The 26,208-nt window shown below is 40.9% G+C and carries 22 protein-coding genes, 1 other RNA gene and 1 other annotated feature; of the genes, 3 read left to right on the top strand and 20 right to left on the bottom strand.

The features are described 5' to 3' along the window. Positions 1-12: 12 nt before the first annotated feature. The 6 genes from ACG3M1_RS00115 to mutS form a co-directional block, all read right to left on the bottom strand. Positions 13-252, bottom strand: coding sequence for a hypothetical protein (locus ACG3M1_RS00115; RefSeq protein WP_395814662.1), 240 nt, complete (start codon positions 250-252; stop codon positions 13-15). Positions 253-340: 88 nt separating this feature from the next. After that, positions 341-790 (bottom strand): nitroreductase family protein, encoded by a 450-nt coding sequence (locus ACG3M1_RS00110; protein WP_395814660.1) that lies wholly within the window; start codon positions 788-790, stop codon positions 341-343. Further along, positions 780-1,520, bottom strand: a complete 741-nt coding sequence (locus tag ACG3M1_RS00105; RefSeq protein ID WP_009588980.1) for a tRNA threonylcarbamoyladenosine dehydratase — start codon at positions 1,518-1,520, stop codon at positions 780-782. Before ACG3M1_RS00105 ends, ACG3M1_RS00110 begins: the two co-directional genes overlap by 11 nt. 1 nt (position 1,521) lies before the next feature. Then, the gene (gene miaA / locus ACG3M1_RS00100) at positions 1,522-2,433 is read right to left on the bottom strand and encodes a tRNA (adenosine(37)-N6)-dimethylallyltransferase MiaA (RefSeq protein ID WP_217780483.1); all 912 of its coding nucleotides are present in this window, start codon (positions 2,431-2,433) and stop codon (positions 1,522-1,524) included. A gap of 132 nt (positions 2,434-2,565) precedes the next feature. Beyond that, the gene (gene mutL, locus ACG3M1_RS00095; RefSeq protein WP_021420136.1) at positions 2,566-4,653 is read right to left on the bottom strand and encodes a DNA mismatch repair endonuclease MutL; all 2,088 of its coding nucleotides are present in this window, start codon (positions 4,651-4,653) and stop codon (positions 2,566-2,568) included. Between the two features lie 60 nt (positions 4,654-4,713). After that, on the bottom strand, positions 4,714-7,245 hold the full coding sequence (gene mutS, locus ACG3M1_RS00090) for a DNA mismatch repair protein MutS (protein WP_395814657.1): 2,532 nt from the start codon (positions 7,243-7,245) through the stop codon (positions 4,714-4,716). Positions 7,246-7,469: 224 nt separating this feature from the next. Between mutS and ACG3M1_RS00085 the strand changes: the two genes are divergently transcribed. Then, positions 7,470-8,690, top strand: a complete 1,221-nt coding sequence (locus ACG3M1_RS00085; protein WP_008816031.1) for an FtsW/RodA/SpoVE family cell cycle protein — start codon at positions 7,470-7,472, stop codon at positions 8,688-8,690. A 274-nt stretch (positions 8,691-8,964) separates the two neighbouring features. Here ACG3M1_RS00085 and ACG3M1_RS00080 read toward each other — a convergent pair whose 3' ends face one another. Further along, positions 8,965-9,738 carry an NAD kinase gene (locus ACG3M1_RS00080; protein ID WP_008816032.1) on the bottom strand — a complete coding sequence of 258 codons (774 nt, stop codon included), beginning with the start codon at positions 9,736-9,738 and terminating at the stop codon, positions 8,965-8,967. Between the two features lie 59 nt (positions 9,739-9,797). Between ACG3M1_RS00080 and ACG3M1_RS00075 the strand changes: the two genes are divergently transcribed. Continuing rightward, on the top strand, positions 9,798-10,355 hold the full coding sequence (locus tag ACG3M1_RS00075; RefSeq protein WP_008816033.1) for a CYTH domain-containing protein: 558 nt from the start codon (positions 9,798-9,800) through the stop codon (positions 10,353-10,355). Next, the gene (locus ACG3M1_RS00070; protein WP_008816034.1) at positions 10,352-10,603 is read left to right on the top strand and encodes a DUF1294 domain-containing protein; all 252 of its coding nucleotides are present in this window, start codon (positions 10,352-10,354) and stop codon (positions 10,601-10,603) included. The genes ACG3M1_RS00075 and ACG3M1_RS00070 overlap by 4 nt, the downstream gene beginning before the upstream one ends. On the opposite strand, the gene ACG3M1_RS00065 is transcribed toward ACG3M1_RS00070, so the two are convergent. The 13 genes from ACG3M1_RS00065 to dnaA form a co-directional block, all read right to left on the bottom strand. Beyond that, positions 10,586-11,521 carry a hypothetical protein gene (locus ACG3M1_RS00065; RefSeq protein WP_008816035.1) on the bottom strand — a complete coding sequence of 312 codons (936 nt, stop codon included), beginning with the start codon at positions 11,519-11,521 and terminating at the stop codon, positions 10,586-10,588. The two genes, ACG3M1_RS00070 and ACG3M1_RS00065, sit on opposite strands and share 18 nt — an antisense overlap. A 304-nt stretch (positions 11,522-11,825) precedes the next feature. Next, a complete protein-coding gene (gene recR / locus ACG3M1_RS00060) occupies positions 11,826-12,422 on the bottom strand; it encodes a recombination mediator RecR (protein ID WP_008816036.1) in 597 nt (198 codons plus the stop codon). After that, complete coding sequence (locus ACG3M1_RS00055) at positions 12,422-12,730, bottom strand: YbaB/EbfC family nucleoid-associated protein (RefSeq protein WP_002606688.1); 309 nt, start codon at positions 12,728-12,730, stop codon at positions 12,422-12,424. Before ACG3M1_RS00055 ends, recR begins: the two co-directional genes overlap by 1 nt. Before the next feature lie 4 nt (positions 12,731-12,734). Further along, positions 12,735-14,543, bottom strand: a complete 1,809-nt coding sequence (gene dnaX, locus ACG3M1_RS00050; RefSeq protein ID WP_008816037.1) for a DNA polymerase III subunit gamma/tau — start codon at positions 14,541-14,543, stop codon at positions 12,735-12,737. Positions 14,544-14,637: 94 nt separating this feature from the next. After that, a complete protein-coding gene (gene tadA, locus ACG3M1_RS00045) occupies positions 14,638-15,093 on the bottom strand; it encodes a tRNA adenosine(34) deaminase TadA (protein WP_008816038.1) in 456 nt (151 codons plus the stop codon). 13 nt (positions 15,094-15,106) lie between these two features. After that, an RNA gene (gene ffs / locus ACG3M1_RS00040) (signal recognition particle sRNA small type) lies at positions 15,107-15,204 on the bottom strand. An 839-nt stretch (positions 15,205-16,043) separates the two neighbouring features. Further along, the gene (gene serS / locus ACG3M1_RS00035) at positions 16,044-17,330 is read right to left on the bottom strand and encodes a serine--tRNA ligase (protein ID WP_008816039.1); all 1,287 of its coding nucleotides are present in this window, start codon (positions 17,328-17,330) and stop codon (positions 16,044-16,046) included. Positions 17,331-17,369: 39 nt separating this feature from the next. Then, positions 17,370-17,579 (bottom strand) — a binding site (T-box leader). An 8-nt stretch (positions 17,580-17,587) separates the two neighbouring features. Continuing rightward, positions 17,588-20,101 (bottom strand): DNA gyrase subunit A, encoded by a 2,514-nt coding sequence (gyrA, locus tag ACG3M1_RS00030; protein WP_257332308.1) that lies wholly within the window; start codon positions 20,099-20,101, stop codon positions 17,588-17,590. A 16-nt stretch (positions 20,102-20,117) separates the two neighbouring features. Beyond that, on the bottom strand, positions 20,118-22,061 hold the full coding sequence (gene gyrB, locus ACG3M1_RS00025; RefSeq protein WP_002606682.1) for a DNA topoisomerase (ATP-hydrolyzing) subunit B: 1,944 nt from the start codon (positions 22,059-22,061) through the stop codon (positions 20,118-20,120). 11 nt (positions 22,062-22,072) lie between these two features. After that, positions 22,073-23,173 (bottom strand): DNA replication/repair protein RecF, encoded by a 1,101-nt coding sequence (gene recF / locus ACG3M1_RS00020; RefSeq protein ID WP_217792847.1) that lies wholly within the window; start codon positions 23,171-23,173, stop codon positions 22,073-22,075. Next, positions 23,170-23,373: a S4 domain-containing protein YaaA gene (yaaA, locus tag ACG3M1_RS00015; RefSeq protein ID WP_002606680.1), complete on the bottom strand. Its 204-nt coding sequence runs from the start codon at positions 23,371-23,373 to the stop codon at positions 23,170-23,172. The genes recF and yaaA overlap by 4 nt, the downstream gene beginning before the upstream one ends. A gap of 207 nt (positions 23,374-23,580) precedes the next feature. After that, on the bottom strand, positions 23,581-24,699 hold the full coding sequence (dnaN, locus tag ACG3M1_RS00010; RefSeq protein WP_008816042.1) for a DNA polymerase III subunit beta: 1,119 nt from the start codon (positions 24,697-24,699) through the stop codon (positions 23,581-23,583). 150 nt (positions 24,700-24,849) lie between these two features. Next, positions 24,850-26,208 (bottom strand): chromosomal replication initiator protein DnaA, encoded by a 1,359-nt coding sequence (gene dnaA, locus ACG3M1_RS00005; protein WP_002606678.1) that lies wholly within the window; start codon positions 26,206-26,208, stop codon positions 24,850-24,852.

Raw genomic sequence — 26,208 nt, 5'->3', positions numbered from 1 at the left:
AGCGATAAGACGTTATTTTCCTGTCCAGGCCTTTAAGGCTTCCTTTACACTTCTAGTCATTTCCTTACTGAAGGAGGCTCCCGTTTTTCTCGCATAGAACTGCTGTGCATAGTTTTTCGCTGCGTATTTATTCTGTGTCAGAAATTCCTTTTCCGCACGCTCGGCAAACATTTGCTCATATTCCTCTTTTTGCAGCTGCCGATAGGAATCCTCAAATACCACAAACCTTCTATCAAAGCGTTTTCTAAACACCTTTTTGTGCTCTTGTTTATAATGTCCGTAGCATAGCATTGCGATGGGGAAGGTCTCATCGGGTAGCTGAAGCAGATCCTTTACCGTTTCATAATTCCAGTATATCACCAATATAACAGGAACCAATTCCCATAGATTCCGCAGCTATGACACTGTTTTGCGCTGCAGCCATCGCATCCTCCACCGCAAGCATTAAATCCCCCTCCGCAGGTGATGTAAATGATAATCCGTGCTTTTCCGCATACCTCTTTACGCCGTTCATGCGATAATAATCAAACCAGCGGTGATGATCTGCGACAAATACAATAACAAGTGGGGCATCCTGTATAAACATCTGATAGTCACAAAGCTTACTTAGCTTCTTTTTCTTTTCCTGATCACGGATGATGATCATGGAATACAGCATCTGATTTCCAGCAGTAGGGGCAAGAAGAGCACTCTCGATAATGGCGTTTTCTTCTTCCTCACGCAGCGGTTTCGCATCGTAGGTACGCAGGGATGTACGGCTACGAATAACCTTCAGAGTTTCATTGTCCATGGTGTTCCCCTTTCTCAAGCAGTATGCGCATAGCATAGGAAGCCGCTGCAAGACCAGCAGCACTCGGAACAAACGGTGAGCTGGCAGGCGGCATTTTCTGCTTTCTGGTAACACCGTTTTCATTTATGATTTTGGTTTGTACGCTGGGCTTTTCACTGGAAAACACAACCGGAATCTTTCCTTTTATATGATGCTTCCGAATCAGATTTCGCATAATTTTCGCAACAGGGTCATAGCTTGTTTTCATAAGCTCGCAGCACTCCACCTTTGTCGGATCCAGACGGTTTGCCATCCCCATGCTGCTGATAAAGGGTATTTTATGTTTCAGGCAGTATGTGATTAAGGAAAGCTTACTGCTCATGGTATCAATTGCATCGATAACGAAATCCACCGGTTTATCAAAGAGGACTGCATTTTCCTCTTCCTTATAAAATATATCCTTGCAGATGATTGTACAGTCCCTGCGATAGCTTTCCATCCGTTCCTTCATAACCTCTGTTTTTGATCGACCGATGGTAGCATAGACGGCATGTATCTGACGGTTCAGATTGCTGGGTGCAACGGTATCACCATCAACAAGAATCAGGGTTCCGACTCCACTTCTTGCCAGTGCCTCCGCAGCATAGGAGCCAACACCTCCGACACCTACAACCATGACGGTGGAACGCTTTAATATTTCCAGATTGTTTTCTCCAATCAGAAGCTCCATTCTCTGTAAAGGTGTTTCCATCTCAGTTCTCCATCCATGCTTTTACATCTTCTAAAATCTTTTCGCGATAGTTCTCATCTTCAACATCATACCAGTGCACCTGCATCTGATTGCGGAACCATGTATACTGGCGTTTCGCAAAATTACGTGAATTTTTCTTAATACGTTCCACACAGGTGGCAACTGATTCCCTGTCCTCTATGTAAGCTTTCCATTCCTTATAGCCGATTCCCTGAAAGCTTTGCAGACTCCAGACATCCTCCTGCAGGGTATGGAGCTGTTCAATTTCCTGCAGCAATCCCTGTTCCATCATGGTATCGACTCTTGCATTGATTCTCTCATACAGCCGCGAACGATCCATTGTAAGACCTATGATATAGGCATCGTAAACAGGACGGTGTTCCTGTGACTCAATGATTTCACTTTTTTTCTCTCCGGTATGTGCCATCGCAAGAGCACGAACGATTCTCTGCCTGTTATGCGGATGCAGATTCTCACAGGCTTTTGGATCGATGACTGACAGCATCCCCCATATTTCATCCGTACTTCGCTCTGCCAGAAAATTCATAAACTCCGTATCCTGTGGCTGATCGACAAACTGATAATCATACAGACAGGACTTTATATATAGCCCTGTTCCTCCACATATGATGGGAAGATGCCCATGTTTGGTGATTTCCGCTATGTATTCTCTGGCCTTCTCCTGAAAAATTTTAACATTGTATTCCTCTGTAAAGGAACAGAAATCAATCAGATAATGCGGTACCTCCTGCATTTCCTCCTTTGTTATTTTTGCTGTTCCGATACTCATTTCTTTATAAACCTGCATGGAATCTCCGCTGATAACCTCTCCATGACAGGCTTTTGCCAGCTCCACACTAAGGCTTGTTTTTCCTACGCCTGTGGGACCTGCAATCACCAGTACTTTTTCCATAATTAACTCCGTTCTCTCACAAGATATCCTCAGTATTCACAGTATCCGTTCTCACTGTAGCCAGAGGTATGCCATTTCAAAAGGCAGCGACTACAAGCAGCTATATGCTTGCAGGCTGTTTCCTCCTGCTGCTTATCCACGTTCAAATTCATGGATCAATGCCTTATCCTCCATACAGATCATTGTCGGTCTTCCATGCGGGCAATGAAACGGCTGCTCACAATGTGCTAAATCCTCTATGACACGCTTCATTTCATCCAGTGTAAGACTGCGGTTAAAGCGTATGGAGCTGTGACATGCCATGGTAGCTATTGCATGCTTCCGCAGCTTATCCAGACTGATTTCCTTATCCTTTTCCCAAATATCAATCATATCGCAGAGAAAAGCCTCTTCTTCAACATCCTTCATCCACAGCGGCAGCTGACGGCACACAAAGGTATGATCTCCAAAGACCTCAAGATGGATGCCGAGCTGTTCCAGCAATGCGTTCAAATCATCTGCCTGCGAAACAGCAGAAATCGTAGATTCTATTGTTATAGGCAGCAGCAGCGGCTGGGTATCATTGTTTCCGTCAAGAATCTGCTTTCTGATAATTTCATAATGATAGCGCTCCTGTGCTGCATGCTGATCAATTATGTACAGGCCCTTTTCACCCTCTGCCAATATATAGCAGCTGTGGAACTGACCAATCACACGAAGCTGTGGAAGACTCGGATTCAAAGGCTGTGGCTGTTCCGCCTCTGCCTTTTTCTCATAGACAAGCTCCTCGGACTGACTGATTTCCTTGTATGCAACAGCTGCATCCGAAGAAATGTCTGTTTCTATAGCTTCTGTGTGTGCCTCAGACCCGGTGTCGGCAGCGGGCAGCACTTCTGTTTTGTCAGTGTCCTCATGCTGAACCTTGACATCTGCTTCCTCTGTCTCCGCCTTTACCGATGTTGAATCCTCAGACTCGTAGGATGCTGTTTCTTCCCGGATTTCAGGAAGAATTTCCTTAGTCTTAGGCTGTATCGGAGCAGCTGATTCTTTTCTCCGGTTTTTATCTGCTTCGATTTTTCTACGAAGCTCTTCCATATCCAGAGAGGGCTTTTCATTCTTTTCCGGATGTATAAAGCTGTCGTTTACTTCCTCATGCAGTCTTGAAATGCTATCATCACGTTCATACGTAAACTGCAGCTCCTGCTCTTCCACCTTCTCTTTTACGGTTTCCTTTGTAATATTAACGCGTGGAACCTCAAGCTGCTCCAGCAGTGCTTTGCGAATGGTCTCATAGAGGAGCTTTTCCAGCTGCTTTTCCTTGGACAGACGAATTTCCCATTTGGACGGATGTACATTGACATCCACCAGCTGTGCATCCATCAGTAAATCAATGACAACGATGGGATATCTGTCCTTCGGCATATAAGGTGAGTATGCATCCAGTATTGCCTTCTGCAAATGGTAATTACGTATCATACGGCCATTGATGTACAGCAGCATATAATATTTTGTTGCACGGTTAAACTGCGGCTGCATGATATAGCCTTTTATCTTATAATCCTGATCACTTCCATCCAGCGAAATCGCACTCTTCGCACTGTCTCTTCCATAAATCTGCATAAGTACTTCCAAAAGATTACCGCTGCCCTTGGTTTTAAAAACCGTTCTTCCATCATGAGACAGGCAGAATCCGATTTCCGGATGGGAAAGGGCAAACTTCTGAACTACATCCGAAATAAGAGAAAATTCATACTGCGGACTTTTCAGATGCTTGAAGCGTGCCGGTGTTTTCTGAAACAGATTCTGAATTTCTATCATGGTTCCCTTCGGAGTCCCGCATGGTCTGGCACTAATCAGCTTGCCGTAGTTGATCTCCACCTCGGTAGAGCTTGTGCCGTCATTTGTTCGCAGCAGTACATGAGAAACAGATGCGATGGAAGGCAGTGCCTCCCCGCGAAATCCCATTGTATGTATATTCCAGAGATCATTAACCTCTTTCAGCTTGCTTGTGGCATGCCGCTCAAATGCCAGCGTGGCATCCACAGGATCCATACCGTCACCATCATCTATAATCGTAATGGTCGCAATACCACCCTGTGATATTTGTATTTCTATATTTGATGCGTGTGCATCGATACAGTTTTCAACCAGTTCCTTTACAATACCCTGCGGACGTTCCACGACCTCTCCAGCCGCAATCATATTGCTGAGATGTTCGTCCAGTCGATTGATTCTACCCATAAGTACTCCTTCTTTCTTATAAAACAGAAAACCTGTAATCCGGGATTACAGAGTTCTCTTCTATGACATTTTTTCCTTCAGCTCATACAGAAACTGCATGGCTTCCATCGGTGTCATTTTATTTACATCTACCTGTTTAACCTGATTGATGATTTGCATGTGCTGCGGATTCTCTTTTTCTATGACGAGTGGTGGCTTCACCTCTTTTACCATATTCGGCTGCAGCTCCAGATTGTCCAGAATCAGCTTGGCACGCTCCAGCACGGAGGAAGGAAGATGTGCAAGACGTGCAACATTGATTCCATAGGATTTATCTGCTTTGCCGTCAAGCACGCGGTATAAAAATGTAACCTTATCATCCTCTTCATGTACATCCACATGCACATTGCGGATACCTGCATTCTTTTCTGCCATTTCTGTCAGCTCATGGTAATGGGTAGAGAATAGCGTTTTCGCTTTGATATTTCGTATTATATATTCAATCATAGCCTGCGCCAGTGCCATACCGTCATATGTGGAGGTACCGCGCCCGATCTCATCAAATAAAATAAGTGAATTTGCTGTGGCATTCTGTAATGCATTGTTCGCTTCGATCATCTCCACCATAAAGGTTGACTGTCCCGACATGATATCATCACTTGCGCCGATCCGTGTGAATATCTGATCAAAGATTGGCATTTCCGCTTTCTTTGCAGGGACAAAGCAGCCTATCTGGGCCATGATGACAAGAAAAACGGTCTGTCGCATATAGGTGGATTTACCACCCATGTTCGGTCCGGTAATCATCAGAATGTCATTGTCCTCACCCATCTCCAGATCATTGGAAACATAACGTGTTGTTTTCATCATTCGATCCAGGATCGGATGTCTTGCCTCCTTCATGTGAATGGAATGACCGGTATGAAACTGTGGCCGTGTATATCCGTTTTCACTGGAAATCTCTGCAAGTGCATATAATGCATCAATTGTGGCCAATGCATGTGAAAGATCATGCAACTTAGGCAGATATACCTTGATTTGATTCAGAAGGTGATTGAATAGCTCTGCTTCCAGACGGATACTTCTTTCCTGCGCATGTACAATCGCGTCCTCTTTATCCTTCAGCTCCTGCGTGATAAAGCGTTCTGCGTTGGTCAGTGTCTGCTTTCTGACATAACCAAATTCATCCTTTATAGAATCCAGATTGGTTTTTGTAACCTCAATATAATACCCGAATACACGGTTGTATCCGATTTTCAAAGACTTTACACCGGTTCTTTCCCGCTCCTTGTTTTCAAGCTCAAGAATCCAGTTCTTCCCGTTTTTACCGATTTCGCGCACCTGATCGAGCTCTTCATTATAGCCCTCCACAAACACACCGCCATCCTTTAATGTCAAAGGAGGATTATCAATGATGGCACCCTCGATCATATCGTACAGCTCCCGGCATGGATCGATACTCTGAAATTCCTCATAGGCACTGCAGTCATGAAATAATTCAAAAATCTGCGGTGTATGCTCCAGCGTTTTGATCAGTCGCAGGATATCCCGCGGATTTGCAGAACCATAGGCCACTCTGGCACTCAGTCTCTCCATATCATAGACAAAGCCCAGATGCTCACGCAGTTCATCCTTCGTAATGAAGTTATCATTCAAATATTCAACAGCATCCAGACGCCGGTTAATCATCGCTGTATCAACCAGCGGGTATTCAATCCATTTTTTTAATAACCGAGAGCCCATGGAGCTGCGGCATTTATCAAGAAAGCTCCATAATGTCTGTGAGCGTGAATTGCTGCGCAGACTGGAGGTCAGCTCCAGATTCTGCTTTGTCGAAAAATCCATCTGAAGAAAATCATTTTCATATACCATTTCAACAGCATTCAGATGAGCCATATTTCGCTTCTGTGTTTCATCCAGATAATTGGTGAGAACGCCAAAGGCAGTTTCCACACGGTCATCTTCAATTCCATTCAGCAAATGACGGTATTCTTCCTTTAATGCGTTATCATTATGATAGGAAACGGTAATCGTCTGCATTTCTTCTATCATCTTCACGATTTTCTTATCAAACTTCTCCTGTATTACAATTTCTCGTACATTGTTTCCCAGCAGAACCTTCTGTATTGCCATGACATGCTTATCAATCAGCTGCGCACGCAGCTCTCCGGTTGTCATTTCACAGAGTATGACGGCAAGACCGAATTGAAAGTCATGCAGAGAAGCAATATAGACAGTTGTTTTCTCATCACTTACTTCATCCATGATGGTTCCGGGTGTAACGATTTTGATGACATCCCGCTTCACCAGTCCCTTTGCCAGTGCCGGATCCTCCAACTGCTCAACAATTGCGACTTTATATCCTTTTTGAATCAGTCGCTGTATATATCCCTTTGCGGCATGATGTGGAATTCCACACATCGGTACCCGTTCTTCTACACCGGCATTTCTTCCTGTCAGAACCAGATCAAGCTCACTGGATGCCGTCTTTGCATCTTCGAAAAACATTTCATAAAAATCACCGAGACGATAGAATATGATTGCATCCTCATGCTGTTCTTTTAATTCCAGATAATGCTTCATCATCGGTGTATAGGTAGCTTTTTTAGTCATTTTATCAACTCCACTCACTGCTTATTATTATAACATGACCATTGGGTATAATCCTATATGCTTTTGTTTTTTCATACAATCATCCTAACCTGCAGTGTATGCTTATTCTCATTTCTTAATAGAAATTCAGAAAATAATTGACCATGCTGCAACATAAGAAATATAAACCGTGTTATAATAAGTACAACCTTGTTTCAAAAAGGTTTTTGTCTGGAGTGGTGCAAATGAAAGTAGGATTATCCAGGGCAAAGAGTCCGGATAAGTTCGATTTTGTTTTAGTTACATATTTGATTTTAACGATTGGCATGAGTCTTCTGTCCATCTATTCCGCTTTTGGTATTATCGGTCAGGCAGCCGGTATAGACTATATGATGAAGCAGGCAATGTGGTTTATTATCGGATCAATCGCGATCGGTGTGATTATGTATCTCGGTAATGATTCCATGCTGCAGTTCGCAAAAATAGGATACTGGTTTCTTATGGTTTGTCTTGTGGTGCTGCTGATTGGTAAGGTATACAATATGTTGACCGGAGGCAGTCTGCTGGGAATGATCATCACAACAAACGGTGCCACATCCTGGTTTAAGCTGGGGCCGTTCGGTTCTTTTCAGCCCAGTGAGTTTATGAAAATCGTTTTGATTTTAATAACTGCCGGTGTGATTGATGAGCATAACAATAACAAATTAACAGAGTCCTATGAAATGGATTTCTCTTTGTTTATGAATGTAGCGAAATGGGCAGTTCCCCCTATCCTTCTGATACTTGCTCAGCCAGATACCGGAGTGGTATTGATTATCGCTATTTCACTGGTGGCGATGATCGTATGTTCCGGTATAAAAAAACAATGGTTTGTCATCATAGGTATCCTGATTGTCATTGTGCTGGTATTATTCTTCTATATGTATTACTATCATTTCAATGTTCTGAATGAGCTGATTGGTGGTGAAGGAGGATATCGTCTGAAACGAATAACAGCGTGGCTGAATCCGGAAACAGATATCAATGGAGAGGGGCATCAGCTGTATATGGCCTTGCTTGCTCTTGGCTCGGCCGGCCTTACAGGTCATGGTATGGGAATCGAGCTGGTATCCATACCGGAAGCACAGACCGACTTTATCTTTGCTGTTATTGGACAAAGCTGGGGCTTGATCGGAACATTATTCATAGTGGTTCTGTGTCTTGGGCTTGATATTCATTTATGCCGTATTGCCAGCATGTCAAAGAATATGTTTGAAAAGTATTTCATTCTGGGTATTCTGGGGATGCTGCTGTATCAACAGATACAAAATATCGGGATGATAATCGGTTTATTGCCGATTACCGGAATCACGCTTCCTATGATATCGTATGGCGGTTCATCATTACTGTCATATCTGATTGCATTTGGAATCATTATGAATGCCAGTGCAAAAGCAAAAAAGCTCTCTGATTATGTATATGAATAAGCCAATCATAAGTTTTGTGATTGGTTTTATTTTGCTTGCTTTTTTTATAACGGATGAAATGCGCATGCTACTTCAATTTATTGATATTTGTTATACGATACATTTCTCAAAAGTAAATAATGGTTGGTACAGGAAAAAACGGATATAAAAAACAGATTCCCCGCGTATCTGTTTTTTTACTTTTCATGATGCGATAATCCTCGTTCTTCCTGCAACTGAATAGACTAATGAAGCAGCTTATGACTAAATCATATCCCTTCATCAATACTATCTGTCAGTATAAATTTTTTAATCTTCTCAAATAACTGTAATGACGATAACGTGCGAATCTAACCTTCCGATCAGACATCTCGCAATAGATTTCTTTGGTGGCTTCCAACGGCACATTCAAATGATCATAGCAGAGTATTGCTGTATCAAAGGTTTCACTTTTCATTGTTACATGACGGTTCTCCATCATGATATACGGATTTCCGAGGGAGCGGTGCTTGGAGTGCTGAATAGCTGTTATTTCCGCCAGCTGCATAAGAGATAATCCACAGTCTATAACTGCTCCTCCAAGAGATCGATTATATGCAGTGGAGCCTGCCTGAGTGGATAGACAGATGCCGGAGCCTCTGCAGGTTTCAAAAAACTCACCGTCTACATATATATCCATGATTTGAGATTTCACAATATTCTCAACACGCATCTCATTTAATGCATAATAAGGGTTTGGATTATTATCCAGCTTTATTTTCAATAAACCGGATTCAAATATCACAGGCTCCTTTTCCAATACATCATGCAGGCATTCCTCCAGCTCCTCTTCCGTATAGTCCGTGAAAAAGCCAAGGGTTCCTGTATGAATGCCAAGGAAGTTTACTTCGCTGATTCGATGCAGATACTGATGCACGCCATACAGCAGTGTACCGTCTCCTCCCACACAGATAACAAGCTGTGGTTCTGCTTTGTCATAAATCCAGCCAGAAGACTGCAGACGCTCTTTGATTTTCTCCTCTACTGCATGTGATTTTGCATCTTTTTTCGCAACTACTGAATATTTCATCACAAATCACTTCCTTTTGTTATGGTACTATTGTATCATATCCTATAAGGTGATGAAAGATGAATAAACATGTTGAAAAAGAATATAAAATGCTTGTGAGTAAGGAACAGTTTGATAAGCTGTGTAGTTTGTATGAAAATCTGAATTTTATAACCCAGACCAATACCTATTATGATACGGTAAACGGGGACATTCAGAAAAAGAAGGGTGCAATGCGTATACGGGAGCGAAATGGAAGGTTTCTGTTTACATTAAAGATGCGGCAGGAGAATCTTGATGGGCTGTGCGAGTGTGAGTGTGAAGTATCTGAAAACAGTGTTCATGCTCTGCAATCAGAGGAAATTGTTCAGCTATTGCATGAGTATCAAATTGAAGCTGCAATCATTCCGTTAACTACTTTGGTGACAAAAAGAGCTGTTGTAGAAACAGAGAATGCTGAACTATGCTTTGATATCAGCACCTATGGAAGTCATACAGATTATGAAATTGAATATGAATATAAGCAGCCACATGACGGGCTTTCTGTTTTTCAGAAGCTTCTTTCTCATGTGCAGCTTGTTTATGAAAAAAACTGCACATCTAAGATTCAGCGTGCTTTGCAGGCAGTGGAGGAATGATCTACATCGTCTTCTGGAACGTGATTTCATTTTGTATGATGGGAATTGATAAATGGAAAGCCATTCATAAGCGTTATCGAATACCTGAGCGATTTCTGTTACTGTATGCATTCCTTGGAGGAGCTTTTGGTATTGGTCTTGGAATGATTGCTTTCCGACACAAAATAAGGAAAACAAAATTCATTCTTATGGTCCCTTTCTTTTGTATTCTTCAGGTAATAGCTATAAGGCTAGTCCTCTTCGACTAGCCTTTCTTCATATTCTATCTTTAAATAGCTGAGAGCAAGTCTCCAATTACTGTGGATCTTTTGGTTGAACAATAGTTTGATGGAAATCTGATCAGCATATTCACTTTGATTTATATATACTTTAAATAGCTGATAATGACCAATGCTATACTGCATTTTACTTTCAGCATCTATAAAGTTTAAGAGGCATGGCAGTAAAATCATTATTTTTCCATCGCGTTTTGTCCAATACTCTGTTTTACTGTTTCTAATTGACTGTATATTTGCATCCTGAAGTTTTTGTATATAATGACGTATTTTTGATTCTTCATATTCTGAATAGAAGCTAGTCTCTATACGTCTGCTCAGGTTCTCCAGTATTTGAAGTACAGCATCCTCCTGCATATTCTTTTCCTTTGTAATAACAGTACTGTTCACCCACATATCCGTACCAATAGAGGATGCCAGATGCAGTAGTCTTCCTGTATTTTGTATATCCTCTTTATCTATATAGAAAAAGCTTTCTATATTATTGGAAATTTTCATACCGATTTCACTTAGGTAAATCGGATATTGAAAATAGATAACATTTTCTAATTCCATGCAGGAAAGTAGCTCAGGTACTTCCTCCTGTTTTGTAATTTTGCAGATTGCCTGCTTTAATGATTCCTTATCCGGATAGCCACTCAGAGTTTTATATACATTCCACATTTGTGTAAACCCCATGTTTTGTTGCTTTCGAAGATGACCATATCCAAGTATTCCCTTTTCTCTTTTTTTCCCACGCTCTGTCCCCTTTGTCAAGAAAAACAGCATGTCTCCCTTTTTAAAATCAGTAATACTTTTGATACTTGGCTTCCAGAAATTGATAACAGAGTTACCATGAAGTCTATGGTACTCCATCATATTTTTATCAGTAATATAAGCAATTGAGCCCATATGATCACCTTCTTCCTATATATCCATTTTACCATGATAGCGCTTGCAGTAAAATGAAAATATTTCTTTTATATATATGTAAGGAGATGGTGATTTAGGATTTATACAATTAGTTCATATAGAGATGATGTTTTTTCTGTGTATCGCCTATTATGCTGTTGCTGTAGGAGGTTGTTCCCTTTTTCATATTCTTGATTTAAACGCTATTTAAACATCCATACATTTGAAAGCATGGTATTCCTGTCCTTCCTCATTTACTATATACTTCTTACATTTTATAATACAGTAAAGAAAAGAACCAACATTATGGTTCCATTTTCTTTCTTCCTTCAATTGCTTTAATCAAGGTTAATTCATCCGCATAGTCCAAATGTCCGCCCATTGGAAGACCATGTGCAATCCTTGTTACAGTAACCGGATATTTTTCCAGCAGCTTTGATAAGTACAATGCTGTAGTTTCACCTTCGACTGTCGGATTGGTTGCAATAATAATTTCCTCGGTTTCCTCACTGATTCTGTTTAATAGAGAGTCTATGTTGATATCCTCAGGCAGTATACCTTTTGATGTTGAGATAACACCATTCAACACATGATATACTCCAGAGTATTCTTTAGTTTTCTCCATTGCGATAACATCCTTTGGACTTTGTACAACACATATAATCTGACTATTTCTACTTTTATCACCACAAATATCACATGTGTCATCTTCCGATAAGTTGCCGCATACCGCACATTTTTTTAAGCCTTCTTTTGCGTTTTGAAATGCATGAATCCAAGAGTCCATAGTTTCATCATCCCATTCGAGCGTTTGAAATGCATAGCGTTCTGCAGTTTTTATTCCTACACCCGGTAGTCTCCGATAGCATTCAACAAGTGCTTCAAATTTCTTAGGATACATTAGAAGCCACCTGGCATTTTCACTCCGCCTGTAATTTGATTCATATTTTTTTCTTTATCCTCGACTGCTTTAGCGAATGCATCATTCAAGGCAGATTTCAGCATATCCTCTAAATCTTCTTTGTTATCTTTCTCCAGCAAGCTTTCATCAATTGAGATACTTTCTACAGACATGCTTCCTTTTACTTCTACCTTGATAACGCCACCACCCATTGTTGTTTCATATACTTTTTCATTTAATTCATCTTCCAGCTTAGTAAGTTCCTTTTGCATTTTCTGTGCCTGTTTTAATAATCCCTGCATATTCATAATCTTATTCCTCCGTTATTATTATATTTTCCTGACCGAACAAATCCAATACAGCTTCTTCCTGTGTTAATTCTTTTACTTCTTTTCTTTCAATCGTCACAGCTTCAATCTGTATAGGCTCCGGCAATGTACCTGCAATCATACGGTCTTTAAACTCTTTGATAACATATTTCTGCTGATCAGCAGAAATAGCAAATATTTTTTTATTCTTTTCCATCAATTCAGTAATGAAATCATGAAATTCATTTTTACTGTCCATCTCATTTATTTCATTTGCTACTGCCTGATTATCGACACATACCACTATATAGGTATTACCACTGCCTACAATACCTGCATTCTTTAAAAGACTTCCATATTTAGCATATTTAAAATCGAGCATGAATTCAGGTATTTTCTGAAAATGCTGACTATCCTTTGCTTTTTCAGGTTTATTTGCCCCGGCAAGAAGTCCAAGAACAAATTCATTATCCAATGGTTTTAAAGCTTTTGTTGAAACAGCAGTAATTTCCTTGCTTACTATATTTTCCGGTATATGTGAAGACTTCGCACTCTTTGTTACTGGTGAATCAAATACTGGTGTATCATATGGTGTAAATGGTTCATCATCCATAGGAACCTCAAGTATAGGTTTCTTCTTAGATGTTTCACGTGAAACATTATTAACAGTGCTTACTGGTTTTTGTTCCTGCCTAGGAGTCTCCAATGGATGTGATATCGTCGTTGTCACCACAGTTGCCTTTACATCCAGCATTTGCAGTAAACAGACCTCAAAATAAGATCCTGCATTTGCTGCACTTCTATATTTATCATATGTTTCCATTAGAAGATGTATCATTTGAAACCTCTCTGCAATAGATTTTCCATCAATCAGAGTTAAAACCTCTTCACTATTTAGAATATGCAGCAGAGATGCATCCTTTGTATACTCGAAAATGATACTCTCCTTTAATATTTCAATTAAATCAACAGTCAGCCTTTTGATATCAATACCTTTTTCAATAAGCTGATCTATCGCATTTAACAGGGATACTGCATCTTTTCCATAGATATAACGATACAAATCTAATTTTTCCTGTATGGTTGTAATGCCATAAATTTCATTGATATGATGCACCTGGATATGATTCTGTGCATAAGCAATACATTGATCAAGAATAGATAAAGCATCACGCAATCCGCCATCAGCAAGCTGTGCAATAATCCGAATTACTTCCTCTTCACACGTAATCTGTTCTCTCTCCAGAATAGTATGTATCCTCTGAACGATTTCTTCACGTGGAACTTTAGTAAAATCAAATCGCTGACAACGTGAAATAATCGTAGGCAGCACCTTATGCGGCTCTGTCGTAGCTAAAATAAAAATAACATGTTCCGGTGGTTCCTCAATCGTCTTTAACAGCGCATTAAATGCACCCGTTGACATCATATGGACCTCATCAATAATATAAATTTTATATTTACCCTTCAATGGCGCATACTTAACTTTTTCTATCAGTGTACGTACTTCTTCTACACCATTATTGCTGGCAGCATCTATCTCAATAATATCCGGATGGCTTCCATCCTGTACTGCCCTACAGTTATCACATTCCAAACATGGTTTATGATTTGGATTCTCACAATTTATAGTTTTCGCAAAGATTTTCGCAATTGATGTTTTTCCTGTACCACGGGGGCCGCAGAACAAATAAGCATGTGCAATCTTATGCTGTTCCACTGCATGCTGCAAGGTTTGTACAACGTGCTTTTGTCCTGCTACTTCATCAAAACTGTTTGGACGATAAGTACGATATAACGCTTTATATGCCATACTTCACCTGCTTTCTCCACTGTCAATTATATCATGCTGACAATGAATTTTACATAAGAAAAGCAAATACTTTTCTTTCTTACAGTATTTGCTTTTATTTCTTTTTTAGTCTTTTTTCTTTAAAGAAATTCTTTAAGAGCTGTGAACATTCGTTTTGAAGAACACCGGATTCAACTTTCGGATAATGGTTATATCCCGGCTGTTCATACATATGCAAGGTACTTTCAATGCTTCCACCCTTTGGATCAGCAGTTCCATAGATAACAGTTCTGATACGTGATTGCAGAATAGCACCGGCACACATGCAACAGGGCTCCAGAGTAACATATAAATCACAATCCTCAAGACGCCAGCTTCCTACCTTTTTACAAGCTTTTTGAATTGCAATGATTTCAGCATGGTTTATTGACTGCTGTTTTGTTTCTCTGAGATTATGACCTCTTGCTATAATTTTATCATCCTTAACAATAACACAGCCAATGGGTACCTCATCTATTTTTTTAGCCTTCTCTGCCTCTCTTAAAGCAGCCCGCATATATTCTTCTTTCATAAAATTACCTCAGATATAAAAAAGGGCTACCACACATGATAGAGCTCCCTTAAGGCTGCTTTGTTCCCAATCTGACCTAATTCAGTAGATACCATTGTAGTAGCTTATATATTATAGCATATTCTCTGATTTTTTCAACAGTTAATTTGCTTTCACATATTTTATAATTGCCATTTTGACTTTTACAAGTGATGAACAAGTCTATCCTGTATTTCATAAAGGAAACTCCTTTATCCTTAAGATTAACACTATTTTTTTTATCTGAGCTATTAACAAGATAGTAATATGAATTGTATTTCAGATACAATATATTGTCATAAAACGGAATACTTTTTATTCTCTTTAAGAATGAGCAGGCTAATTTTCTAAACAGTTCATAAACTCAGGTTGAACATAACTACATTGAGTACTTATCACCATTATATTATTCAACAGAATTTGATACTTTCTTTTCTCAAACACGTTACAACTGGAGGAAGCTTTCTTATTTTATTATTAGAAAATCATTAGTGCATACATAAGAAAGTTTGAAATTGTCTTAACATTGGATTTGCGCCTACTTCGTATAAAAATAATTTTCATATATAAGGTTACCTTTTTATGTATAGCATCATTATAACTTATCTTCTATTTGCTTACACATTTTTTATTATCTCTTTTAAAACATTATGAAACAAGCATAAGTAACAGCTGAAATTCCTTGATTTATCCTTAATTGTTTCACGTGAAACAAAAATGCCTAAAAAAGCTGTGCAATCATTTGCAACGACATGACCAATTGTCCAATTATTCAAATATCGATGTAAATCAGAGAGTCACAATATCGTATTATTTATCCAAATAATACGATAAACAAAGGCTTTTCTGCTATTTTTAACCAACAAATAATAAGCTGTTTTAGATACTAAAAAAAGGTGAAATTTATATAAAAATCACCTTTTCAATACTGCTTAATTTTTTGGCATCAATATTTTTGTGCCTCCCATATATGGCTGCAATTTTTCCGGAATATTCACACTGCCGTCCTTGTTCAGATTATTCTCTAAAAAAGCAATCAGCATTCGAGGTGGAGCTACCACCGTATTATTCAAAGTATGAGCAAAATATTTTCCATTCTCACCCTTTACGCGAATGCCAAGACGTCTTGCCTGTGCATCTGTCAAATTAGAACAGCTTCCCACTTCAAAATATTTTTTCTGACGTGGACTCCATGCTTCGACATCAACAGACTTATTCTTCAAATCAGCAAGATCACCGGAACAGCACTCTAAGGTTCTCACTGGTATATCCAGACTTCTGAATAAATCAACAGTATTCGTATACAGCTTTACAAACCAGTCTGCACTTTCTTCCGGTTTGCAAACAACAATCATTTCCTGTTTCTCAAACTGGTGAATGCGGTAAACTCCTCTTTCTTCAATACCGTGTGCACCTTTTTCTTTACGGAAGCAAGGAGAATAGCTTGTATAAGTATAAGGAAGTTTTTTCTCATCAAGAATTGTATCAATGAATTTTCCAATCATAGAATGCTCACTGGTACCGATCAGATACAAATCCTCGCCCTCAATCTTATACATCATGCCTTCCATTTCCGCAAAGCTCATAACCCCGGTCACAACATTACTACGAATCATAAAAGGCGGTACAACATATGTAAATCCTCTATCAATCATAAAATCACGTGCATATGAAATGACAGCAGAATGAAGTCGTGCAATATCTCCCATCAGATAATAGAACCCGTTCCCTGCAACTTTTCTTGCACTATCCAGATCAATACCTTCAAACCGTTCCATAATATCTGTATGATATGGAATTTCAAAATCAGGAATCACAGGCTCGCCGTACTTCTGCAGTTCAACATTTTCTGAATCATCCTTACCAACCGGGACCGTAGGATGAATGATATTTGGAATCTGCATCATCATTTCCTTGATTTTCTCAGCAAGCTCAGTTTCCTTAACCTCTGTTTCCTTCATTTCATCTGCCATAGCCTGAACCTTGGCTTTAATAGCATTTGCCTCATCCTTTAAACCTTTGGCCATCAGACCGCCGATTTCCTTGCTCATAGCATTTCTCTTGCTTCGCAGCTCATCCCCTCGTTGTTTAAGAGAGCGATTCTCTTTATCCATAGCAATCACTTTATCTACAAGCTCAATCTTGTGATCCTGAAACTTCTTTTTTATGTTTTCTTTTACAATTTCAGGATTTTCGCGTAAAAATTTCATATCAAGCATAATCATAACCTCCTAGAATATAAAAAAGAGGTATGTCCATAAAGGGACGATACCTCGTGTTGCCACCCTTTTTGATATACCTATAAAGATATACCCTCTCATAGCTATAACGGTGCTACCGTAATCAACTACTAATAGTTCATTGATTCACTCAAAGGCGGATTTCATAAGCAGCTATTATAACTCACACCTACCGTTATATCTCTGAAAGTAGCCTGCTTTCTTACTTGACCTTTTCAACGTTTTATTATTTTATATCATTCTTCTACAGGATTGTCAATTATCTGTTCCGTAGTTTCTTCATTATTTTCCAAAGCTTCACCAGCTGCAGCCTCTTCCGGCTCCTCTTCTTCCTTTTCAACAATAGCCACCTTGGCAACAGATTCTTCATCTGCCACGTTGATCAGCTTAACACCCTGAGTATTACGGCTGTAAATACCAATATCATCAACAGATATTCGGATAATAATACCGGAGTTTGTAACAATCATGGCATCCTCATCACCATTTACAGCGCGAACGGAAACAAGCTCACCGGTTTTATTGGTAACATTGATTGTCTTTACACCCTTCGCTCCACGTGTTGTCAGACGGTATTCCTCAATAGCGGTACGCTTACCATAACCATTTTCACTAACAGCCAGCAGATGTGTTCCCTCTTTAGAAGTGGCAGCACCTACTACGATTGAGCCATCAACATTAAAGCCCTTCACACCGCTTGCCGTACGTCCCATAGCACGAATATCATCTTCATGGAATCGAACTGCCTTACCATTGGAGCCTGCGATAATAATTTCATCATCTCCGGTTGTTTCCTTCACACCAACCAGCTCATCAAATTCACGTAGTGTAATGGCGATTTTACCATTCTGACGTATAGAATCGAATTCACTCATCGGTGTTCGCTTAACCAGTCCGTTCTTTGTGACAAACAGCAGGAAGGAGGATTCACTATCCGGACGAACAGGAACAAGTGCACGCACCTTCTCCTCCTTGTCCAGATTTAACAGATTCACGACCGGAAGGCCCTTAGCCGTTCTACCAGAATTCGGCACCTTATACCCCTTGATACGGTAAACCTTGCCAAGATTGGTAAACAGCATCAGATAGTCGTGAGTGGACATTGTAATCAGCAGATCAACAATATCATCCTCATTTACAGACATACCCTTCACACCGCGGCCTCCACGGTTCTGTGTACGATAGGTATCTGTCGGCATACGCTTGATATAACCGTTTGTTGTCATTGTGATAACAACATCCTCAACAGGAATTAAATCTTCATCCTGCATATCGTAATCTGCCTCACTGATTTCTGTACGACGCTCATCGCCAAAGCGATTTTTAACCTCAGTCAGCTCATCACGGATAATCCCGAGAACACGATCATGGTTTGCAAGAATATCACGTAAATCTGCTATCGTATTCATCAGCTCACGATATTCATTTTCAATCTTATCGCGTTCCAAGCCTGTTAAACGACGCAAACGCATCTCCAGGATTGCATTTGCCTGAATCTCCGTGAGTTTAAACTGCTCCATCAGACCAGTTCTTGCTTCCGCATCATTCTGACTGGAGCGAATCAGATGAATAATTTCATCAATGTGATCCAGTGCGATACGCAAACCTTCCAATATATGAGCACGATCCTCAGCTTTTTTCAATTCAAATTTTGTACGGCGTACCGTAACGTCAATCTGATGATTCACATAATGCTGAAGTGCCTCCCGGATTCCCATCTGCTTCGGTGTTTTCTCTACCAGTGCCAGCATGTTGACACCGAAAGAGGTCTGAAGCTGTGTCATACGATACAGCTGATTCAAAATAACATCCGGTTGAGCATCCTTACGCAGCTCAATCACGATTCGAATACCCTCACGGTTTGATTCGTCATTCAGATAGGTGATACCTTCAATCTGCTTTTCTCTTACCAGGTCTGCGATTTTGGTAATCAGATTCGCTTTATTCACCTGATACGGGATTTCAGTCACAACAATTCTTGTCTTACCGTTGCCCATATCCTCCAGATGATGCTTACTGCGTACCATGATAGAGCCGCGGCCTGTTTCAAATGCCTGTCGAATTCCGGCTCTTCCCAGAATGATACCGCCTGTTGGAAAATCAGGACCCTTGATATAATTGTCCATCAGCTCCACAACGGAAATCTCCGGATTATCCATAATGGCAAAGGTTGCGTCTATTGTTTCTGTAAGATTATGCGGCGGTATATTGGTCGCCATACCTACCGCAATACCGACAGAACCGTTTACCAGCAGATTCGGGAATCTGGCAGGCAGCACAGCCGGCTCAGTTTCCTCATTGTCATAGTTGGGTATGAAATCAACGGTATCCTTATTGATATCCTTCATCATTTCCATAGCGATTTTAGACATACGGGCTTCGGTATAACGCATTGCCGCCGCACCGTCACCATCCATGGAACCGAAGTTACCATGTCCCTGTACCAGCATGTAGCGGTAGCTGAAGTCCTGTGCCATACGAACCATGGCATCATATACGGCTATATCACCGTGCGGATGATACTTACCGATTACTTCACCAACGATACGCGCTGACTTTTTAAACGGCTTGCTTGCCACAATTCCCAGCTCATTCATCGCATGCAGAATACGGCGATGAACAGGCTTCATTCCATCACGAACATCAGGCAGTGCACGATCTACGATTACAGACATTGAATAGTCCAGAAAGGAGGTTTTCATTTCTTTTGAAATATCTACCTGAATCAGTTTTTCCTTGTTTAAATCCATGTTCCCTTACACCTCCTTAGATATCCAGTGTTGCATAGATTGCATTTTCCTGAATAAAGTCACGTCTTGGTTCAACCTCTTCTCCCATCAGCATTTCAAAAATACTGTCAGCTTCCATAGCATCATCAATATTTACCTGCTTCAGCGTACGGAATGCTGGGTCCATGGTTGTCTCCCACAGCTGCTCCGGATTCATCTCTCCCAGACCTTTATATCGCTGTACGTTTACATTCTCCCCCATAGAAGCACGTACCGTTTCCACTTCTTCCTCTTTATACACATATTCCACACGGTTTCCCTTGGCAACCTTGAACAGCGGTGGCATGGCGATATATACATAGCCACCCTCAATGATCGGACGCAGGTAACGGTAGAAGAACGTCAGCATCAGTGTACAGATATGCGCACCATCGACATCGGCATCGGTCATGATAATAATTTTATGATAACGCAGCTTACTGACATCCATTTCCTCTCCGATTCCACAGCCGAATGCTGTGATCATAGAGCGAATTTCATTATTTTCGAAGATTCTCTGCAAACGCGCCTTCTCGACGTTCAATATCTTACCACGCAGTGGCAGAATTGCCTGAAACTTGGAATTTCTTCCCTGCTTTGCACTTCCGCCGGCGGAATCACCCTCGACGATATAGATTTCACATTCCGAGGCATCCTTGCTGGAACAATCCGCAAGCTTACCGGGCAGTGATGTGATTTCCAGGGCTGATTTTCTTCTTGTCAGCTCTCTTGCCTTTTTTGCCGCAAGACGTGCCTTGCTCGCAAGAATCGCCTTATCTACAATAATCTTTGCTGTTTCCGGATTCTCCATGAAGAAACGATCCAGCTGTTCACCCAGTATACTGGAAACAATTTTTCGTACCTCTGAGTTTCCCAGCTTCGTCTTTGTCTGTCCTTCATACTGCGGATCGGGGTGCTTTACCGAGATAATAGCCGTTAATCCCTCACGCACATCATCTCCAGCCAGTGTCTCGTCTTTTTTTATCATTCCCTGCTCTCTCGCATAGGCATTGATAATCCTTGTCAGAGCGAGTCGGAAGCCATCCTCATGCGTCCCGCCTTCCATCGTGTTGATGTTGTTACAGAAGGAATAGATGCTTGGAATGTAGCCATCGTTATACTGCATGGCGATTTCCGCAAGAATCCCGTCCTCTATCCCTTCCACATACACAACCTCTTCATGCAGCGGCGTCTTGTTCTTGTTCAGATATTCCACATACTGGCGGATACCGCCATCGTATTTATATTCAATTCGTTTCGGCTCCGCTTCCCGTTCATCACAAAGCACCAGACGAATGCTTTTGTTCAGGAAAGCCAGCTGACGAATACGTGCATTCAAAGTATCAAAATCATATTCCTGTGTTTCCTGAAAGATTTCAGGATCTGCCTTGAAACGCACAATGGAACCATGCTTTTCGCTGTCATTGATGATTTTCAAAGGTCCTGTTGCCTTGCCTCCGTCTTCAAAACGAAGGAAAAACTCATGTCCGTTCTGATGTACGTTAACCTCCAGCCATTCACTCAATGCATTAACAACACTGGCACCGACACCATGCAGACCTCCGGAAACCTTATAAGCACCACCGCCGAATTTACCACCGGCATGCAGTACAGTAAAAATCGTTTCCACACCGGATATTCCTGTCTTTTCAACGATTCCCGTCGGCATTCCTCGACCATTATCCTCTACACGGATGATGTTATTTTTTTCAATCGTTATTTCAATATCCGTAGCGAATCCGGCAAGAGCCTCATCGATCGAGTTATCAACAATTTCCCAGACAAGGTGATGAAGACCTCTCTCACTGGTAGAACCGATATACATACCAGGTCGTTTCCGTACAGCTTCCAGTCCTTCCAGGACCTGAATATCATCAGCCGTATAAGAATGATCAACCTTATCTTCCATTTCTTCGATTTCTTTCATCTGATTCTCATCCATAGTTCATCCTCCTAACATCTCTCGATTGTACCGTTGCTTACATTCCACAACGTGACTCTGCGATCACTTTTCATATCATCCATTTCCACAAAATCTGTTGTGGAGATGAAAATCTGCACCTCTTTGGGCAGAGATTTTAATAATTCCTGTTTCCGATAGCTGTCCAGCTCCGAAAATACATCATCCAGCAATAACACCGGATATTCCTGTATGATTTCATGAATCATATGAATCATACCGATTTTCAATGCCAGCAATACACTTCGCTTCTGTCCCTGGGAAGCAAAGCTGACAAGCTCGTGACCGTTCATTTCAAAGATAAAATCCTCTTTATGAATACCGGCCGTCGTCTGTTTCAACAGCAGGTCGCGATCCTGATGCTTTTGATATTTCCTCAGCAGAGCTTCCTTCAGCGCTTCCTCACTGTCCGAGAAAGGAACACAGCTGAGATAGCGAACCGTAATATCCGTATCATCATTGGAAAGCTGGCGGTAAAATGTCCTGCATTTGTCCAGCAGCTCCTCCAGAAAGAAATGCCGCTGCTTCATGATGACAACAGATGCATCCACAAGCTGTGAGGTTAAGACCTCGAGATAGGAGCGGTCCACCCGTTCCTGCTTCAGATAAGCATTCCGCTCTTTTAAGAGCCGTGTAGCGACGTAAAGCGTCGATACATACTTCTTACTTATCTTACTCAGCTCCATGTCCACAAAGCGTCTTCTGACGCGGGGAGAGGCCTGAAACAGATTCATATCATCCGGACAGAACATAACGGAGTTAAATTCACCTATGAAGTCACTGACGCGATTCACGGGATTCTGATAAATAAAAAGATTTTTCCCCTTTTCATTTACCGTCACACGGATTTCCTCCGTTTTCTGTTCCTTTGCAATCAAGGCTTTAATAAAGAAGGCCTGTTCACCTTCTTTGATTAGATCTTTATCTTCACTGGTTCGATGGGATCTGGTCGTTGATAAATAAAGGATAGATTCCAGCAGGTTGGTCTTTCCCTGTGCATTCTTTCCTGTCAGAATATGAATGCCGTCGGTAAAACTGACATTTACATCTGCATAATTGCGAAAATTATGAAGACGAAGTGATTCCAGTCTCATGACAAAGAAAATACGCTGCCCTCAATGTCAATGACATCACCTGCATACAGCTTGCGTCCTCTGCGGTTTTCCTGTTCCCCGTTCACGTTGATTTTCAGGGATTTTACCGCAAATTTTGCTTCACCGCCGCTCTGGATAAAATCCGTCATTTTAAGCAGCTGACCTAATGTTATGTATTCACCGGTTATCTTTATATCCATTATAAAACCTCTTTCACATTCCTATATATTATATCATATTTAAAGGTTTTTTGTTAGTTTTTCCTATGGTTTTCAAACTTTTCTGCATCATTTTTCACATGTAAATTTATTCGCTTTTCAAACGCTGCGTTCCATTCCTGAAAAAGGTCTACTTTTGTTAAAATACATAGAAAAAGGCAGCAGGATGTTCCCCTTACTGCCTGTTGTTTATGCATAGGTTCTGACTGGAAGTACCAGCTGTAAAACATTATCATCATCCACAGATTTAATGATAAACGGCTTCATTTCTCCACAGAGGCGGAAGGTTACCAGACTGCCGCTCAATGCCTTGATTGCATCAAAGACATATCGTCCGTTACAGCTGATTTCCAGAGAGCTTCCTGTGAAGCTGGCACTGCTTAAAACCTCAGTGGAGGATCCTACTTCCACGGATTTGCTGGAAAGCACGCATTCCTGCTCACTCAGACTGAATTTAATAACGGAAACCCCGTCATTTTTAATAAAGCTTGCACGGTCAATAGCATTGAGAAGATCACGGGAATCGATTGTCAGCTCGTAGTCAAACTGTAAAGGAATCAGTCGGCTTGTTTCCGGATATACACCGTCAATCAGTCGCGTCTGTACGATTGTGTCATGAATGATAAACTGCGCTTTTTTATCATTGACTGCAATTTCCACCTCTCCTTCACCTTCCAGTGTTTTAACAACCTCGGACAGGGATTTGGCAGGTATGGTGATATTGAAGTTCAGGGATTCGCTGATATCAATCGTTTTCTTTGCAAGACGATAGGAATCGGTAGCGACACAGTGCAGCGTATTGCCTTCACAGTGGAAATTCACACCGGTCAGTACCGGACGTGTTTCTTTATCACTTGTCGCAAAGCTGGTCTGCAAAATCACTTTCTTCAGTGTTTCCTCTTTTAATGCAAAGCATTCCTTCGGTTTGGAGAAGTCGATAGCCGGATACTCATTTGCACGCATTCCATTGATTCTGAACTCTGCAGTGTTTCCACTGATTTTAGTCAGGGAACCGTCAATCATTTCAAACTCGATTTCATCAGCATCAATCTTACGAACGATTTCCAGAATATACTTAGCTTCAATAACGATTGATCCCATATCACGAATCTCAAGAACACATTCTTCCGATTTTGTCAGTTTCGTCTGAATGGATACATCCGAATCACTTCCGGTCAGAATCAGACAATCTTCTTTTGCGTCAATCTTAATACCGGAGAACGCAGGAAGTGGTGAAAATGTAGAGATGGCACGGGATGCCACAGATAATGCATTGTAGAATTCTTTTTTAGACACCTTAAAGTACATGGGTGATGCTCCCTTCTTTTATGTTTTATAAGTAAATAAACAATAATAAGTATGTGGAAAGTGTGGAAAAGCTATAAAAACACTTTGAACATAGGCTTATTTTAACAAATTTTGCTGTGGATGAAAAGTTTAAACATGTGGATATCTTAGCTATTTTATCCCCAGATTACTTTCAATCTGCATGACTGCCTGTTGAAATGTTTCCTTTTCCTTTAACAGCTTCATCATTTTTTCATACGAGGACATGATCGTGGAATGATCACGGTTTCCAAATTCAAAACCGATTTTGGCAAACGGCATTTCCAGATGCGTCCTGCACAGGTATATTGCGATATGACGCGCATTGGCGATATTTTTGGTTCTTGATTTTGATTCGATCTGGGTTCTGGTCAGACCATAGTATTCGCATACCGCATTCTTTATCCTCTTCGGCGTTAGTTCATCCTCCTGCTTTACAACAATCGGATTTTCTTTGAATATTTCTTTCGCGAAGGTGATATCAATCCGCTCGGGATTATATAATATTGCTTTAAAGAACAGCTCGTTGAGCGTTCCCTCCAGTTTTCTGACATCACTTGCAAAGCGGGTTGCCAGATAATCGAGAACCTCGTCATCAATCATGATTTCATCGCTGCGGCCTTCCATCTTTTTCTGCAGAATAGCTTTCGCAGTTTCAAATTCCGGAGACCCTACCGATACGGACAGACCGCTGGAAAAGCGGGATATCAGACGGTTTTCAATTCCCTTCAGCTCTGTAGGATGAATATCACTGGTAATGACAATCTGTTTGTTGTCGGAAATGAGCTTGTTATACATATTGAAGAAGATTTCCTGTGAGGTGCTCTGCTTCAGACGCTGGATATCATCAATCAGCAGATAGTCCACCGAACAGATCATTTCCTTTACGTCCTCAACCGTCTTGTTTTTCATCGCCTCAATCAGCAGGGTGACGAAGTCCTCACTGTAAATGTATAAAACCTTTTCATCCGCCTTGTTTGCCTTGACGTAATTGCCGATGGCATGCAGCAGATGGGTTTTCCCCAGGCCTGAATTTCCGAATATAAACAACGGATTGTTGAATTTACCGGGATAATAGCATACGGACAATGCCGCAGCGTGAGCCTCCCGGTTGTTTTTCCCTACGACAAAGCTGTCGAAGGTGTACTCTTTTTTTACTTTGTCTTCAAATAAAATTTCATTTCTTCTTTTAATGACAGATGATGGCTGAAGCATATCCACTTCGCTCTTGAGCAGGATTTGACAGGAGACCTTCATATCCAGAACATCAGACAGCTTTTGCTGAATCAGATCGATGGAATCCATCATGATCTGCTTGTTGATCTTATAAGGAACAACAATGGTCGCAAAATCATCCTCTATATCAAAGAGATGAGAATCTTCTTTATACCATGCGTTGAATACGGCATCATCGAAATGTGCACTTTCATTTATGAGCTGAAGTGTCTTCTGCCAGATCTGCTCAAGCTGTACCTTGGCAAAATTAGACAT

It is taken from the genome of Clostridium sp. 10cd* (assembly GCF_044336395.1).
GTDB lineage: Bacteria > Bacillota_I > Bacilli_A > Erysipelotrichales > Erysipelotrichaceae > Clostridium_AQ > Clostridium_AQ innocuum.
The sequence above is the reverse complement of the archived record's forward strand: the minus strand, read 5'-3'. Positions and strand labels throughout refer to the sequence as shown.